We start from the raw sequence: 16333 nt of genomic DNA, 5'->3' as shown, positions 1-16333 counted from the left end.
GGCCGCCCCTTTTTGCGATCGGTTACGCCCAGGTCGCTACCTGGTAGATCTGGGCGTAACCGATCGCAACCCGAAGCCATCTGGGCGCCCCTGCTCGCAACGCAATGCCATCCGGGCGTAACCGCTCGCAACGCAGCGACGGATACCCTGCCCGACATGGCATCCGACGCACCACTGCCCGCACACTGCGACGTCGCGATCGTCGGCGGTGGCCACAACGCGCTCGTCGCAGCTACGTACCTCGCTCGCGCAGGGCTCGAGGTCGTCGTGCTCGAACGGTCGGACCACGTCGGCGGCGCCGCCGTCAGTGAGCGACCGTTCCCGGGCGTCGATGCACGACTGTCGAGGTATTCGTACCTCGTGAGCGTCATGCCCGACGAACTGATCCGCGACCTCGGGCTGAGCCTCGAACTCCGGTCGCGTCCGACCGCATCGTTCACCCCGACGCTTCGCGACGGCCGGGCAGGTGGCTTGTACATCGAGCAACCCGAGGGCGCTCCGACGGCTGAATCGTTCCGCGCGATCACAGGGTCCGACCGGGCGTACGACGCGTGGCGTCAGTTCTACTCCGACGTGGCGGGGTTCGCGCGGACCGTCGCACCCACCCTGCTCGAACCGCTTCCGGCTGCCTCAGACCTGCGTACTCACGTCGATTCGGGCATCTGGGACGAGCTTGTCGAAGAACCCCTCGGCGCTGCGATCGAGGCTCGCTTCGACGACGATCTGGTACGCGGGGTCGTGGCTACGGATGCGTTGATCGGTACGTTCGCCTCGCTGCGCGACCCGTCGCTGATCCAGAACCGCTGCTTCCTGTATCACCTTGTAGGTAACGGAACCGGCGAATGGCGCGTACCCGTCGGCGGCATGGGCGCAGTGACCGCCGAGCTCGCGAGGGTGGCCCGCGAGGCGGGCGCGAAGCTGGAGACCGGCCGCATGGTGACCGGAGTCGCGCTAGGCGATTCCGGGGCTTCGGTCACGGTCGACGACCGGACCGTCGAATGCGACTGGGTACTGGGCGGCGCAGCGCCCGCCGTACTCGATCGCCTGCGCGGCCGCGCGCCGGCAACCGAGCCACGGGGAGCGCAGCTCAAAATCAACCTGCTCGTCGACCGCTTGCCGCGGCTCCGTTCGGGGATTGATCCCGCGCTCGCCTTCGCCGGCACTCTGCACGTCGGCGAGTCGTACACCGACCTGGAGCGTGCGTACGAAGAGGCGGCCGGTGGAGTCGCTCCGGCCAACCCGCCCGGTGAGCTGTACTGCCACACGCTCACCGACCCGTCGATCCTCTCCCCCGAGCTGGCCGCCTCGGGAGCTCACACCTTGACGTACTTCGGGCTGCACATGCCGCCGGACGTCTTCGAACCCGATCTCGACGCCGCCCGCCGTCAGGCCGTACACGCTGCGCTCTCGGCGCTGGACGCGCATCTGGAGGAACCGATCGAGTCCGTACTCTCCCGCGACGAGAACGGCGACCCGTGCATCGAGGCCAAGGCTCCCCAAGACGTCGAGGCCGCGGTCGCAATGCCCGGCGGCCACATCTTCCACGGCGACCTCGCCTGGCCGTGGCGCGACGACCTCTCGGACGATTCACCGGCCGCACGGTGGGGAGTGGCCACCGACCACCCCCGGCTGCTGCTCTGCGGGAGCGGCGCCGTACGCGGCGGAGCCGTCAGCGGCATCGGCGGCCACAACGCCGCGATGGCGCTGCTCGAGGCGCGGCACTGACCTCGATTTCAGCCTTGGCGACAGACGCTGATACAGTAACTCTGCTCTTGCGGCATTAGCTCAATTGGCAGAGCAACTGACTCTTAATCAGTGGGTTCGGGGTTCGAGTCCCTGATGCCGCACCAAAACGGCCCTCCAAGGCCAGTAGGCCACACATTACCCATCCTTTTGCGAGGATGGGTCGTGTTCGTCCGGCTCCCCGTCGATGAACTGCTCCAGATCCTCAGCAGCTCGCGGGTTCGCGACCTTGCGCCCGAGATACACATCCTGAGTCAGAGACGGGCGGGAGTGGCCGATCTGATCCGCGACCTGACGTCCGCTGTGTCCCGCATCGTCAAGAACGGTCGCGGCAGTCTTGCGGAAGTTGTGCGACGTCACCCACGACAACAGGTCATCGCCGCGCGCCTCACGCAACTCACGGCGTGTGTTGCTGGGATCACGATAGCCGCCAACGGTGTTCGGGAACACAGGATCGTCGAGCCGCACCCCGACCATGAACCGGCTACGCAGCATCGAGCGCAGAGATAACGGCAGTGCGAGCGTCCGCTCCCCCGCCTGGCTCTTCGTCCGCTTGCGCAGCAAACCCTGGCCCTTGACGCGCACGATCGTGTGCGTGATCGCCACCTGACCCGAGAGGTCGACCTGCGACCACTGCACCGCAAGAGCTTCCCCGATCCGTACACCCGTACCCATCATGAACAGCGACAAGTCAGGCAGGTCGCGCGCAACAGCCTTTTCGTCGGCGCGCAGACGAGCCAGCCATGCCCGCCACTCCTTGGCCGTGAGAGCCCGAGGTTGCCGCTTCGCCTTCGACTCGACGCGATCGACCTCACGGACCGGATTTGCCGCCACTGCGCCGAATCGAACCGCGACGCCCATCACGCCCGAGACAACGCTTCGACACGTCCTCGCCGTCGGCGGCCCAACATCGGCCTTGACCTGTCCAATGAACTTGTCCACCAGCGGCGTTGTAACCTCGCCCAGCCGCAACTCGCCAAGCGCCGGTAGAACGTGATTCGCTAGCTGACGCTCATACGTGTCGACAGTTCCAGGCGACCGCTTCTCATCGTCGACCATCTCGCGGAGCTTCGTCATCCAGACCTCCGACGCCGCCGAGAACCTGTGCAACTCCGTCAACTCACCACGGCGCGCAACTGCCGAACGCTCGCGCAACTTAGAACGAAGCTTGTTCTCAGCCTGCGCGGTCGTCTTAGCCTGTGCCTCGACCTGTCGCGTCACGCCGTCGAAATCCCGGTACTTCGTCATGGCGCGTGAGCGCACAGGCCGACCCTTCTCATCCTCGATGAGGACGTAGGTCCGAATCTTGCCCCAGGTCCCCAAGGGCAGAGGTTCACGCGACATCACGGCCTCCTATGCCGCCGCCTGAGCGTCGACCCAGGCATGAACGTCCTCTGCCCGGTACCGGACGTATCGTCCGACGCGGATGCCTTTCGGGCCGTAGTCCTTCGTACGCCACTCGTACAGCGTGCGCACCGGCACCCCCAAGTACTCCGCTAGATCGCCAATCGTCCACATACGAACGATCTCCGGACGACTCAGACTCGTCACATTCGACATTCTTCTGTCCCCTTTCCTGAGCTCTCTATGCCGCCGAAGCGGCATCCTGATCAGTTGCCGAACGGTTTTCGGGTGGTCGGTCGCGGGAGGCGATGACTTCGCGGGCTCGTTCGTATTGGGTGCGCCATCGGTTGCGTTCGGTGATGGCTTGGCGGACGAGTTCGCGGAAGATGGGCACGTTGTCGGCGTCGCCGTCGGCCAGGTCGAGGTTCAGCGATTCCCACCGGTAGCGGGGTTGTCCGTCGTCGTTGACCGCGTCGGCGGCGTACCGTTCGGTGTCGGGCATCTCGATCCCGGCCTCGTCGAGAACCTCACGGACGACGGCGGCACGGTCGGCCTTGTGTTCATCGAGTCGTTTACCAGACCACTGCCGCGACACGAGAACACGCCGACCACCGTGGCCGAGGTTGTCGAGCTCGTGGGCCTTCTTCCCACACTCACCGGGACGCATCCCCTCGGCGGCGTCCTTGGGCTGGACCCCGAACCGCAGCCAGTTCGCACACTTCGGGGAACACGGCAGCCACCGAACCTCACGATGCAGCCGGTCACGATGCTCACGCTGATGCTTGCTCAGGGTGTCGGGATCATAGGTTTCCGCGATCGACTTGGTGAGGTACTTCGTCAGATACCGCACCGAGTTCGCAACCTCACGCTCGTTGGTCGCGATCAGACCCTGATAGTCGAACTGCTTCCCGGCACGGATCACATACGCCGGCTTGTCGTTGTCGGGGTCGATCGCATCGAGCGCCTGATCCCAGGTCGGCAACAGGACGCGAGTGTCGGGGTCGACGTAGCCGCCCTGGTAGTCGTCCCAGGCAGGAAGCCGGCCACCGGTGTAGACCGGCTCTTTGTGTTGGGGCCACCAGACCTGGTGGTAGGTGCCGTCGACAACCTGACGGACTGTCTTGCGGGGAATCGTCCCGCGTACCGCGGCGTGTAGGTGCAGCGCGAGCCGGTGTTGGGGTTCGACGGTCGCGAAGTACTGCACCTTGTAGTCCGCTGCGCGGCGCAGGTTCTGAAACAGCCGGTCGACGAGCTTGGGGAAGTGCAACGCATCCAACGCGGCCTTGCGGTAGTCGTAGCCGTGTTTCGGATCGATCGGCGTCCCCGCAATCCCCTCACCGTCGGTGTGCCTGCCGCCGCAGCGGCACCGCACCGCACGCCCATTTCGTCGACTGGCGGTGTGGACCGGCCCATAGGACGGGAGTGTGAACGTCAGGAACATCGACGGCCTGTACGCCTTCCCGTCCGGTGAGGTGAATGTGCGCCCGAGTGTCGTGTCGGCGGTCGGAGACTTCGGCAGGTCGCCCGCATCATCGCGTCGTCTGGTCGAACGCCGACGACGAGCAGAAGACTCCTCGACCTCCTCGGGCGTATCGGCCTGGTCGCCGTCCTGCTCGGGCTCGGATTCGTCGGGGGCATCACCGAATCCGTCGGGCTCGACGTCGCGGTGCCAGCCTTCGCGGCATTGGGTGATGCGCAGCTGGCGGGCTTTCTCGGCACACGGGCCGCACACATTCGCCCGCGTCGAGCCGCACGGGATCGGGACGTAGTGTTCTTCGCCCGTGTCGAGGTCGATGCGTTTACGGATCACCGGACGCACGCAGACCCCGGCCAGTTCGGCCATCTCCAACAGCTGTGTACCGTTCATGTCAGTCATCGGCTTGTGCTCTCTTCTCGGGCTTACGCGGCTGCCACTTCGGAGCCGGTCGCTTGGCCTGGTCCGCCTCGTTCTTCTCGCGTGCACGACGCAGACGGCACTGCACGCAGTCGCACGCACTCATGCCGCCGCCCCCTCATCGCTGGCTCGTGTCCGGATGGTTTCGACGAGCACGGCATCGACGGACACCCCGCGAGTGAGTGCGGACAGCATCCGGTCACGGTCGCCTTCGGTCGTTCCGCCCCAGATGCCTTGTTCACCGTTCAGGAGGGCAGTCGCGCGGCACGAGGACCGGACGCGGCATCCGTTGCACACATCGAGCGCAGCAGCCTCCACGAGTGCACCTCGTTCGTCGGGTTCGGGGAAGAACACATCCCCGTGCACCCCGTGACACGCGGCCTGTGCCTGCCAGCCGGGAGTGACCCGACGGGCCAGTGTTGCGTCGTGCGTCGGGTCGGGAAGCGGCAACGCGAGCTGGTCGTCGAGGTTGGCGCTCATGATGCTGCCCCCTGCTCGTCGTCGGTCCCGCTCTGCTCGGTGTCCGTGTCGCTCGACGAGTTGCTGTCGCGGCGTGCGTCGAGCTCGATCACTTGCGCGTCCCGTGGTGCCGGATGCGCGGCCGCGAGCGCCCGGATCTGCTTGTCGGTCGTGTAGGGGAACCGCAGGCGTACGGGGTCGGGAACACCGTCGATCACCGCGTAACCCGTGCCGGGCAGGGACAGCGGAATCTGATCGCAGAGCGCGCCCCGCTCGCGCGCACTGTCACCAAGCACCATGTCGACCTGCTCCGACGTCCGCAGGCTCAGCGCGACACGGGACGGGAACAGGTCCCGCATGGACAGAATCTCCTTACGCGGGTCCTGGACCGCACCCACGACAGTGATTGCCTGTGAGCGGCCCTGGGTGAGCAGCGTCGACAGCGCGGCTTCGATCCGCTTCTTCGCTGCCTTGTCGGTCATGTAGGCGGTCAGTGCGGCCAGTTCATCAACGAGGACCAGGTAGAACGGCTCATCGACGGTCGGGACGTGTAGGCGAGACCTGCCGCGCATCGCCTTCTTGCGTTCGTCGTTGATGGCGACCAGGTGCTCGAGGCCGTCGGCCATCACCGCCCCGTCGCCGTCGTAGAGCTGGTGGAACAGGGGCGCGCCCATGGTGAGCTCGTTGAACTTCGGATCGAACCCGACCAACCGGACCAGCCCGGAGCTGATGCCGGGTGCGATCTGGTTGACGATCGACCACAACACGGACCCTTTGCCCGCGCCGGTCTGACCGACGATCAACAGATGCGTGCCGAGCAGGCGCAACCGATACGGTGTGCTGTCCTCCGTCAGTGCGACCGGAAGCCTGCGCAGCGCGGGCGACTCAGCGACCGGGAACGGCGCGACCGGCTCACCGAGTACGTCGTGGCGGATCAGCTCGACCCGCACCACCCGACGTTCAAACCCGCGTTTGCGGGTCCACGGCATGATCCCGGCACGTGCGCCGGGTGTGCGAATCCGACAGGACTCGGCATTCAGACCCACCGCGAGCGCGTCGGCTTTAGCCGTCCAGTCCCCGATCGTCTGACCCGCAGGAATCCGCGTGAGGAAGCGGTCCATCGACGGCGACGAGACCACCGGCCCCACCGACGGGAAGATCACCGTGCCGTCCGGGTCCTTGCCGGTCAGCCCGCAACCGGCGATCACGCCGTCCCAGCGACGCCACAGCCGGAACCGCCGCACCCGTCCGTGTAGCCGCCAGAGCACGCGTTGCCGGAATGCGTCGGGTCGACGCCACGCCCACAACCCCAGCCCTGCAAGGCCGAACAACACCAGGCCGGCGACCAGCGGGAGGCCGTAGGCCGACAGCATCCAGCCCAGGACGCCGCCCAGGGTGAGTGCAGCGAGGCGGTGGGGTCGCGACACCAGCCAGAACGCCAACCGTGCAAGGCGGACGAGTGCCCAGCCGGACGCAACCAGGAGCAGCGGGATACGGAGTTTCGCGGGCCGGACCCGCACAATCTCAGAACTCATCGGAAGTCGCCTCCACTTGTGGCGAGAGCACGTCTGGCCGGTTCAAGAGCCCAGGCCGGACGCAGGACATACGACGGGCAGACGCCGCCCGTTCGATGCGGCCCCGAGACACTGCAGAACGGACACGCGCCCACCCGTGTGTGTGAAGCCGCCTCAGCGGCCAGACAGGACCCGAACGCCGCACCCAGCCGGGGATCGTCGAACACCACCAGGGCGGGTGCCCCGCAGGTGCAGACCTCCCCGGCCAGGGCAGGCCGCCCGAGCGACCCACCCCGACCACGACGAAACAGCGAGAACATCGGAACTCACCGACCCGACTCGCAGCGAATGCACGGCCCGTACTGCTCCTGCACCCCACCGCACCGCGTACACACCACAACCGCAGTCAGCGAGCAGAACCCGCACAGATCGCCAGGAGCCTGCGCAGCCAGGTCGTTACACACCGCACACGCATACCCGACCGTGCCGTGCCCGGAGTCGCCCGCCGCGAACAGCGAAACCTCAGCCATGGCGCGCATGTCAAGCCACCGCCTCAGCCACAGCAGGGTCGTTCGGGCCATTGACGTGCGCCACCGGAATGTCGTTCTGCTCGGCATACCGACGCCCGACAGCAAACGCGTAGCGCTGCACAGCGGTCAGCAACTCCCGCGATGCTGCAACGTCCGCATCAGTCACCACGCGCACATCCGGCGGCGTCAGACTCAGCACCACCGTCGCGGTTCGTACCTCAAGAATCGGCGGCAGGTCGTCGTAGGTGTAACACCGCGAGTCCGTCGCGTCGAGGTACAGGTCGACGTTCGCCCGCCCCGACATCACGCGGCCTCTTCCTTGCCCGCACCACGGCTCGCCTTCGCCGGGGTCGACGGTGTGCCCGCGTCCGAGCCGACCGGTACGAGCTGCTCGACGGTGATCGACAGCGCCATCCGCTCGTTGCTCTCGTACGGCTGGACCCACACCTTGCCGCGTGCCTCGTAGAACGTCCCGAATTCGTAGACCGTCGCGGGTTTGAGCACATGCACACTCGCGGTCTTGTCCGGCTGCACACTGCCGTCTTTACGCTGCACCATCAGAATGCAGCCCGAGCTGTGGGTCTGCTCCCCCGTCGGAGCCGCCTTCTCACGCGGCTTCACCGGAGCACCCATCCCACCGACCACAACCACCCAGCGGTCAGCAGTGGTCTCTACCGGAAGCGAAGTACCAACATTCATCGTTCTCTCCTCGTTTAGGGCTCTAAACATCTGAGCCGTTCCGACCCCCGGAGCGTTTAGGGGGATAAACACAAGGTACGCCTTCGCGTTCAAGTCGTCAAGGGGTCTAAACTCGCGGCATGTCGCATGACGAGTTCGACCGCGTCCTCGCGGAGCCTGACCCGCTCCGCCAAGCGCGCGCTGCCACCGAGCTCATGGCGCTCTACCAGCAGCGCGGCGTCGAGCTCGCACGCCTACGCAAGGAGGCGATCACCCGCGCCGCCGACGAGAACGACATGACCCTGACCGCCGTCGCAGCCGAGCTCGGGCTCTCCAAGGGCCGCATCACGCAGATACGCCAGACCGCACCCGGCCCGGAGCGCGCAGTGTTCGGAGTCGGTCCCCTCACGCTCGGGGTGCCCCTTCGAGCGATGCCCGACCGGCCCACGGGAGTGATCGCCGCCGAGGATGGCAACGCTGCACAGCATATGACCGAGCTACTGACACGGCTGCAGTTCCAGGTTCAGCCGTTCCAGATTCCGACCACGGGTGAGTGGGAGCCGCCCAACGACGCGGTGGCGATCTGTGGCCCGAAGTCCTCGCCCGTCACGGCAGAAGCGATCGAGTCGGACCCCTACCTCTCGTTCACCGGGGATGAGTCCGGGCAGTGGGCAATCCGCGAACGAGAGACCGGGACCGTAGTCGAATCGCCAATGGACACGGGCGATTCCGATTCCGATGTAGCCTACGTCGGGCGACTGACCTACGCGGGACGTCGCGTGTTCGTGATCGCGGGCGTGCACTCACTCGGCTCACTCGGCGCAGTCGAATACCTGGCCGACAACCTACCGGCTATCTACGCCGAGGTCGGCACAGCGAACTTCTCCATGGTCGTGCGGAGTAGTTTCGACGACGGGACACCGACGCAGACCGAAGCGATATGCCCACCACGAGCGCACCCGTGAGAGTCGTCGACACTGCAACCCTCGCGGGCGACGGCGACAACAATCAGGACCGCGCGATCACGGGCGACCGCTACGCCGCTGTCCTCGACGGTGCCTCGCAGTTCCCTCCACGAGCCGACGGCCACGACGGCGGCTGGTACTCCGAACGTCTAGCACGAGCGCTGACCCATGCACTCGACGCCGACCCCGAATCGACGCCCAGCGACGCAGTAGCGCATGCGATCGGCTCCGTTGCCACCGATGAGCACCTTCAACCAGGCGACGCCCCATCGAGCACCGTCACGCTCGCCCGCTGGGACGCCGAACGGCTCCACATCTACGTACTCGGGGACAGCCCAGCGATCGTGTTCCTTACCGACGGCACCCACCAGGTCATCACCGATCGACGACTCTCCCAGATCGCCGACGACCGCCGAACCGCATACCGGGCGCGGCTCGCCGACGGGCACGGGTTCGACGCCACCCACCGCCGCCTACTCGCAGACTTACAAGCCGAGCAACAGCGACAGCGCAACAACAATGGCGGGTACTGGATCGCCGAAGCCGACCCGCAGGCCGGCCACCACGGCTACACCACGACATTCGCGCTCGACCATATCGACACAGTGCTCCTCCTCAGCGACGGAGTCTCAGCCACCGTCGACAAGTACGCATCACCACAGACCTGGCCAGAAGCCCTCACCTACATACGCGACCACGGATGCGCTGCCTTGCTCCGCGCTGCAACCGAGCTAGAAGACCAGGACCACGACGGCAGCAAATGGCCGCGCAGCAAGCGCCACGACGACAAGACCGCCGTGCTCGTCGCCGCAAAGGAGTAGAACGGGCGAGCCGCTCGGAGGTCACACGAGGACGATTCGACGGTTCTCCGGACGTGACGCCGGTCCCGATTGCACACTACGCATTATGCGAAAAGTGTTCGCTGCGATCGCCGTACTCATCCTGGTCTCGGGATTGTCGGCCTGTAGCGGCGGGGAAGACAACGAAGTCCCATCAGCCGAGGACGTCGCCTCTGCGATGACCGAGCATTTGCCGGAATGCTCCGACGTCTGGGTGGAGGGCAAGACCCTTCCGGAGGACTACGAGGGGTGCATTAACGACAAGGGCAACGTCGAGATCGCCGGACTCTACATCTGCGATGACGATAGGTCGAGATCCTGGACATCGTTCCAGGACACCTACGCTGCCATCCTTGGTGGTGACGTCAAGACGGGCAAGAACTTCTACGACGGGTGCCGCGACAGGGCCAAAGCGAGGCAGGATAGTTCGCCTTCGACGGAGACCGAGACGCCGCAGGCACAGCCAACTGAGACTGTGACGGTGACGCCGAACGAGACTGACCCTGCCGAATCTACGAGTCCGTACGACGAAAACGGGAACATCTGGCTGACTACTGACCTGGAGGGCCAGAACCTCCACGAAGTCGCAATCGTCCAGTCCCTGCTGAATCAGCAGGGCTACGACGTAGTGGTCGACGGCTCATACGGCCCGCAGACTGCTGGAGCGGTCCGTGCCTTTCAGAGCCAAGTCGGTATCACCGTAGACGGCATCGTCGGCCCGGAGACCTACGACGCACTCACGATGGCAGGATGGGACTGATGAACCCGAGGCCCGGCCGCGCCGACAAGAAGGCTCAGAGACAGGCGCACTACGCCGCACACGATGCTCAGCGTCAGGAGCAGGCATTTTGGTCGTCCGCCCAGGGACAAGCTCGGATCGCATTCCAGCGCGGGGATCACGTCTTCGAGTACTCGGCCAAGGTCGAGCGCGTTGCTGCCTTTGCGGGCGGACTGATGGGGCGTAAGAACACTTCGCCGACCGAAGTTTTGAACGCCATCAGCCGTGAGGGCTGGGAACTCGTTTCGGCCTCGATGGTGTACGAGACCGCCAACGCTGCACTCAATACTGTCAACGGAGAGACCATCGGCTACTACGTCTTCAAGAGAGCTGAGCATCTCCTTGCAGCCCAAGCAGGTGGGTCCCGATGATCCGACTTCAGTCGTTCTCTGGATCAAGACACGCGTACACACGGGCACGATCGACAGGACCTAGCCGTGTCACTTCGGCGGTCGCACCAGCAGACAGGACCGAGTGGCGCAGAGGATAGTGCCGGGATCGGGCTCGTGGAAATCTGTCGCGCACCAGCCGACATAGGACACAACTGGCCGCGAGGCATTGCCGATTCCGGCTCTCTCCTTATCAAGGCGCGCGCCGCTACGCGGCGCGCTTCGCTCCGTCGCGCCACGCGTCCGGGCATGCGGACCTTCGGCCCGTTCCGGGCCGCTCGCGCTCGGAGCTACACGCTTTCGCTACCGGCGCGCGCTCACATCGAAGGAGCCGGACGCATCAGCCGGCGGAGCGAGCTTGTCGACCTGGCCGTAGAGCCCCGTCCCCTGATCGGTCCATTCTTCGGCCTCCGCTCCACGCGTCAAGAGCGCTCCTCCGTCGCGTCACTCCGTGATCGAGCAAGCTCGACCCTTGACCCGCTCCACTCCGACCTACGACCGGCACCTATCAGGGGGACGGGACTGGTGTGGTCGAATCTTCTTGGAACCCATCCCGCCCTCGGCGACTCTTGTAGGTGCGGGTTCTGATCGAGTGAGAGGGGGCCAGTGATGGACGAGGACGAACTTCGACGCCGGCTGCAAGCACAGGAGATATGCGAGCCGGCCTTCACCGTGCGGGACTGCATCGCAAGCGGAAAGACACAGCAGCGGCGACGAGTAATACTCGCGACCCTGTGTCTCACATCGTCGCTGCTACTCGCCGCCGCCGTCAGGATGCTTCTCGGATGACGTACTTACGTGCGCGTCCGCTTCCAGCGTGAGCACGTGTACCACCGGCCGCTTTGGACTTGGCAAGCCTTTACCTTGATGACTTTGCCTTCACGGAAGCCGTAATTTCGCGTCTTGCATGTCCCCGAACCCCGGTCGTTGGCGAACCGGCCGTTCCGGCCAAGAGCGGGAACCTTCCATTTGACTCCGACAGAACGGCCGTCGGCGTCAGTGTCGCAGGCCTTGACCTTGTCGCCGCTGTCGACGTACCGTCCATAGCCCCCGCCTCCGGGAACCTTGGCCTTGACGTTGCCCGCATCAGCGGGGCCAGCGAAGGCTGTGACCGCTAGTGTAGCTACAGCGGCGGCCGCAAATAGGCGTCGCATCTGCTCCCCTTCCTCTACTTGCCGTCGGGGAGTCGCTCCCCCGTGGCGCTTACCTTGTCGGATTGATTACTCTCCGTCAAGGGTGCGGCTTCTGTCGTGCGGGTGGGACCTGCTATAGCAGCACCAGTAGCAGACCAGCCAGTACGACAACCTCGACCGTCGCCACGAGTACTCATTCGTCCCAGTTCGGCGGGGTCCATTCGCGGAGTTAGTGCCCGCCGATGCAGCGCGCGTACGTCACTGAACCTCGCCGTTCGACTGACGACAGGCTTGGAAATCGTGTTACTGACGTAGCCCGAGTCCAGTACCCGGGCCATGCTCTAGCCCATGCGATTAGTCACGAAACGACCGGAACTCGCCCGTACCACCCACAAGCGCTGCAACGACGTCTGCGCAGGTCAGAGCGTACTTTTCGACCTGAGCGCGAATCGTCAAGAGGCGCCAAACGCTAATCAGTGGGTTCGGGGTTCGAGTCCCTGATGCCGCACCACACAGGCCCTCCAAGGCCGAAGGCCATGCTTTACCCATGGTTTTCGTCCTCGGGGCTGGATTCCTCGTCACCCGGTGTCGACGCCATGAACCGCTCGACGTCCTCAGCGGCTCGCGGGTTCGCAGCCTTGCGACCGAGATAGACGTCCTGGGTCATCGACGCGGCGTGTCCGAGCTGGTCGGCCACCTGCCGCCGCCACTGTGACCGGCATCGTCGGGGCGCGCAGAACCCGCCGGCCGCGACGTACCAGCGCTCAGATGACCCGCGCCTCGCCGCGCGTTGGGCGCCCAGACGTGAACCTGGAAATCTGCAGCTCTGACGGGATTGCACTCGCGTCGTCGTTGGCAACGGCATCGGCCATCATCCGGCCGATTGCGGGAGCCATCATCATTCCGCGACCGTTCATCCCCGCGGCGAGGTACAGCCCTGTGGCGCCGGGCACGGGGCCGAGTATCGGCTGCTGGTCTGGTGTGACGTCGTACGTACCCTCAACTAGGACGGGGTACCTCACGTGCTCGAGCAACGGGACCAGACGACGTGCCGTCTGGGTGACCTCCTTGCGCCAGGCGGTTTCGTCTGGAGAGCCGTCGTGGCCGTGACTCAGGTTCGAGGCCAGTACGCTGCCGTCCGCCAGATGCTTCACGGCGAAGTGCTCATCAGCGAAGACCACGAGCGGGCGGACCAAGAACGGTCGAATCCGGTTGCTGTAGAAGAGATATCTCGGCTCGCTGTCGAGCGGGACGGGATCCGAGTGTGGCGCGACCAGGCTCGCGGACCCTGCTCCCGCGGCGACGATCACGGACGACGCAACCATGGTGTCGCCACCACGGAGTACGACGTTCCACCCGTCGGCCATTCGGTCGATGCGCTCGACGTGTTTCGCCTCGTACTGTGCACCCGCCCTGATCGCTGCCTCCGCGAAGGCGGTGGCGACGGCGCCGGGGTGGTCGAAATACCCGTCCGTGGCGTTGTACACGCCGCCGATTGTGACCGACGGGTCGATTCCGGGCACGAGCTCGGCGATTTCGTCAGCGCCCAGCATCTCGCTGCCGATTCCCTTGGCGTTTTGCAGCTCGACACCGCGTTCAAGATCGGCCAATGTCTCCGGCTTCGCCGCCGCGAAGACATAACCGCATGCATCGAACGCCGGATCCTGACCTGGCTGCAGCCGGGCGTCGATCTCCCGGTAGAAGTCGTACGATTCCAGGGCCATTTCACAGGCCAGCTCGCTGCTCCACTGCGTACGGATGCCACCAGGTTGGATCGCGGTCATGCCCGACCCGATGCCACGTCCGTCGAAGACGGTGCAGCTGTCTCCCGCCTTCGCGAGTCGCCAAGCGATCGACAGTCCGATGACGCCAGCTCCGACGACCACGAGGTCGACACGTCGTGTGCTCACCTCGATACCTCAGTGACGGCCTCGAGCTCCACCTCGACAAGTGCGCCGGGCGGGATGAGGGCAGACACGTAGACCGTTGTGTTAGCAGGGCGCGCATCGGCGAAGATCTCGTGGTGAGCGCGCACCATCTGCTGCCAGACGGCTCCCGGCGCGAGATACACCCGTGTACGTGTCACCGTCTCGACGGCGCCGCCAAGCTCGCGGACAGCCTCGAGGGAGCGGCGCAGCCCGGCGGCCGTCTGCTCGTAGGTGTCGAGGTCCGCGAGGGCTACTCCTTCGGGCGCCGACGCGATCGTACCGCTGACGCTGATGGTCGCACCGGCTTTGACGGCACGGCAGTAGCCGGCCTTCTCCTCGAAGCCGCCGCCGTCCTGGATTCGCTCAAGCATAGGGATCTCTCGTTGGGTAGAAGGGTTGGTCAGTAACGGTCGCGCCGCTCACGCAGGACCTCGCGTAGGAATCCGCCGAGGAGCATCGCGGTGACAACGAACCCCATCCCGACGACGGCAATAGTGAACCCGTCCATGACTCATGCCTCCTCTGTCGTTGCGTCACGGGGGACCGTGGTGGTCGTGTGCTTGTTCGGTATCGCGAAGGACACGAGTGCGAGGGTCACGGTGCTCGCACAGAGGTTGATCACGATCGGATGCAGATCCCACACCGTCCAGTCAGTCGCGTACAGGATCGTCGACAGCACGATCGACACAAGCATCGTCGCCAGGGCCGCCGTCGCGCTCGCCCGCGGCCAGAAGAAGACCGCAAGCACGATCGGGAATAGTGCGCCGACGTAAGGGGTCGCGACATTCTGCATAAGCTCGATGATCCCGTCTGCGCTCAGCGCGAGCACGATCGAGAGCGCGCCGACGACGATCACTCCCAGCTTCGAGGCGATCAGCAACGACCTGTCTGAGTGGGGCCTGCGGTCGATCCGCAGCACGACATCCTTGATGAGGTTCGATCCGGCCACGAGCATCACGGATGTCGCCGTGGACATGAGTACTGACAGCAGGGCGGCGAACAACACCCCCTGGACGACCGGTGGCGTGTACTCAGTGATCAACCGGGGAATAACGGTGTCGGGATTGATGCCGGGAAGGAGCACGGCCCCGCACAGGCCAATGACGAGGATCGAAACCATGTACGGGAGATAGACCGCGAACGACGCGATCAGGGTCGACCGTCGCGCGACGGACGGACTCTTGGAAGCGAGTACTCTGATCCATAACTCCTGCGACAAGAACCCCTGGGGAATGATCCATGCCAGCATGCCTATCAGGCCGGCGGCGCCCATCGCTGTGGGGTTGAAGTAGTCGCTACTGAGACCGTCGGAAAGACCGCCCGCGCCGCCGACCTCGTCCAAACCGACGTAGGGCAGGACGACCATGATTCCGATTGCGATCAGCGTCATCTGGAAGATGTCGACGAGCGAGATCGAGAGCAGCCCGCCGACGACGGTGTAGACGATCATCACTGAACCCATCGTGATGATCGACAGAGTAAGCGAGATGTCGAGAAGTGACGCAGTCATGAGGCCGAGGGCGAGCACCTGAGCTGCCGCGATGCCGAAGTATTGAACGAGGATCAGCACGCTCGCGATCGCGCGGGCGCGATCGCCGAAGCGATCACCGATGACGTCGGTCATCGTCACCGACTTCATCCGGTGCAACGGCTCTGCGATCAGCACCGCGATAAGGCCGAACCCGATCGCGAAACCGATGAGGATCCAACCCGCAGAGATGCCGTCTGCGTAGGTCATCCCTGCGACGCCGATCGTCGTGCCCGAACCGATCGCCGTCGCCGCGAGCGTATTGACGTTGTACCAAAGCGAGAACGAACGACCACCGACAAAGAAGTCGTCGAGGTTCTTCGTCCGGTTCCGCAGCCGGAGCGCCAAGCCAAGCACTCCGAGTACGTATGCGACGACGATCACTTCGACGATCGTCATGGGATTCAACTCCCTGCCAACGAACGACGGTGCCCATATTGAACACCGTTCACTATGACTGAACACTAGGCAGGAGTATTGCGCGTTGTCAACGGTCATCACCAACACGCAATATGCACGCCATGGTGACCGGCGATGTCGCTGGCAACCACGATCGGACGCCTGAGACAGGCTCTTCGGCGACCTGCCGGAAAAGCAGCACCCAACGAATC

General features: G+C 65.0%; 17 protein-coding genes, 1 tRNA gene and 1 pseudogene. 7 read left to right on the top strand and 12 right to left on the bottom strand.

Annotated features, from left to right (window positions below):
• Positions 1–156 precede the first annotated feature (156 nt).
• Positions 157–1725, top strand: a complete 1569-nt coding sequence (locus MU582_06780) for an NAD(P)/FAD-dependent oxidoreductase (GenBank protein ID UPK76339.1) — start codon at positions 157–159, stop codon at positions 1723–1725.
• Between the two features lie 49 nt (positions 1726–1774).
• Positions 1775–1850: transfer RNA gene (locus MU582_06775), tRNA-Lys, on the top strand.
• A gap of 31 nt (positions 1851–1881) precedes the next feature.
• On the opposite strand, the gene MU582_06770 is transcribed toward MU582_06775, so the two are convergent.
• From MU582_06770 to MU582_06735, 8 genes are all read right to left on the bottom strand, one after another.
• Complete coding sequence (locus tag MU582_06770; GenBank protein ID UPK76338.1) at positions 1882–3087, bottom strand: tyrosine-type recombinase/integrase; 1206 nt, start codon at positions 3085–3087, stop codon at positions 1882–1884.
• Positions 3088–3096: 9 nt separating this feature from the next.
• Positions 3097–3261 carry a helix-turn-helix domain-containing protein gene (locus MU582_06765; GenBank protein ID UPK77122.1) on the bottom strand — a complete coding sequence of 55 codons (165 nt, stop codon included), beginning with the start codon at positions 3259–3261 and terminating at the stop codon, positions 3097–3099.
• A 67-nt stretch (positions 3262–3328) separates the two neighbouring features.
• Positions 3329–4963, bottom strand: coding sequence for a replication initiation protein (locus MU582_06760; GenBank protein UPK76337.1), 1635 nt, complete (start codon positions 4961–4963; stop codon positions 3329–3331).
• Positions 4964–5083: 120 nt separating this feature from the next.
• Complete coding sequence (locus tag MU582_06755; protein UPK76336.1) at positions 5084–5461, bottom strand: WhiB family transcriptional regulator; 378 nt, start codon at positions 5459–5461, stop codon at positions 5084–5086.
• Positions 5458–6975, bottom strand: a complete 1518-nt coding sequence (locus MU582_06750; GenBank protein UPK76335.1) for a hypothetical protein — start codon at positions 6973–6975, stop codon at positions 5458–5460. Before MU582_06750 ends, MU582_06755 begins: the two co-directional genes overlap by 4 nt.
• Positions 6976–7280: 305 nt before the next feature.
• A complete protein-coding gene (locus MU582_06745; protein UPK76334.1) occupies positions 7281–7493 on the bottom strand; it encodes a hypothetical protein in 213 nt (70 codons plus the stop codon).
• A 1-nt stretch (position 7494) separates the two neighbouring features.
• Positions 7495–7791, bottom strand: a complete 297-nt coding sequence (locus MU582_06740; protein UPK76333.1) for a hypothetical protein — start codon at positions 7789–7791, stop codon at positions 7495–7497.
• Positions 7788–8183 carry a hypothetical protein gene (locus MU582_06735; protein ID UPK76332.1) on the bottom strand — a complete coding sequence of 132 codons (396 nt, stop codon included), beginning with the start codon at positions 8181–8183 and terminating at the stop codon, positions 7788–7790. Before MU582_06735 ends, MU582_06740 begins: the two co-directional genes overlap by 4 nt.
• 119 nt (positions 8184–8302) lie before the next feature.
• Between MU582_06735 and MU582_06730 the strand changes: the two genes are divergently transcribed.
• The 5 genes and pseudogenes from MU582_06730 to MU582_06710 all read left to right on the top strand — a co-directional run bounded on the left by MU582_06730 (position 8303) and on the right by MU582_06710 (position 11922).
• Positions 8303–9127 (top strand): hypothetical protein, encoded by an 825-nt coding sequence (locus MU582_06730; GenBank protein UPK76331.1) that lies wholly within the window; start codon positions 8303–8305, stop codon positions 9125–9127.
• Positions 9124–9948 carry a protein phosphatase 2C family protein gene (locus MU582_06725; protein UPK76330.1) on the top strand — a complete coding sequence of 275 codons (825 nt, stop codon included), beginning with the start codon at positions 9124–9126 and terminating at the stop codon, positions 9946–9948. The genes MU582_06730 and MU582_06725 overlap by 4 nt, the downstream gene beginning before the upstream one ends.
• Positions 9949–10597: 649 nt before the next feature.
• A pseudogene (locus tag MU582_06720) lies at positions 10598–10726 on the top strand (peptidoglycan-binding protein).
• On the top strand, positions 10717–11115 hold the full coding sequence (locus tag MU582_06715) for a hypothetical protein (GenBank protein UPK76329.1): 399 nt from the start codon (positions 10717–10719) through the stop codon (positions 11113–11115). Before MU582_06720 ends, MU582_06715 begins: the two are co-directional and overlap by 10 nt.
• 627 nt (positions 11116–11742) lie before the next feature.
• Entirely contained in the window at positions 11743–11922 is a 180-nt protein-coding gene (locus MU582_06710) for a hypothetical protein (protein ID UPK76328.1), read from the top strand.
• Positions 11923–12807: 885 nt separating this feature from the next.
• Here MU582_06710 and MU582_06705 read toward each other — a convergent pair.
• The 4 genes from MU582_06705 to MU582_06690 all read right to left on the bottom strand — a co-directional run bounded on the left by MU582_06705 (position 12808) and on the right by MU582_06690 (position 16220).
• Complete coding sequence (locus MU582_06705) at positions 12808–12963, bottom strand: hypothetical protein (GenBank protein ID UPK76327.1); 156 nt, start codon at positions 12961–12963, stop codon at positions 12808–12810.
• Between the two features lie 67 nt (positions 12964–13030).
• Positions 13031–14176 carry an FAD-binding oxidoreductase gene (locus MU582_06700; protein ID UPK76326.1) on the bottom strand — a complete coding sequence of 382 codons (1146 nt, stop codon included), beginning with the start codon at positions 14174–14176 and terminating at the stop codon, positions 13031–13033.
• Entirely contained in the window at positions 14173–14565 is a 393-nt protein-coding gene (locus MU582_06695) for a Rid family hydrolase (protein ID UPK76325.1), read from the bottom strand. The genes MU582_06700 and MU582_06695 overlap by 4 nt, the downstream gene beginning before the upstream one ends.
• 140 nt (positions 14566–14705) lie before the next feature.
• Positions 14706–16220 carry a sodium:solute symporter family protein gene (locus tag MU582_06690; GenBank protein UPK76324.1) on the bottom strand — a complete coding sequence of 505 codons (1515 nt, stop codon included), beginning with the start codon at positions 16218–16220 and terminating at the stop codon, positions 14706–14708.
• Positions 16221–16333: the final 113 nt, after the last annotated feature.

It is taken from the genome of Nocardioidaceae bacterium SCSIO 66511, assembly GCA_023100825.1.
GTDB lineage: Bacteria > Actinomycetota > Actinomycetes > Propionibacteriales > Nocardioidaceae > Solicola.
This window is presented reverse-complemented; position numbering and strand designations above follow the sequence as displayed.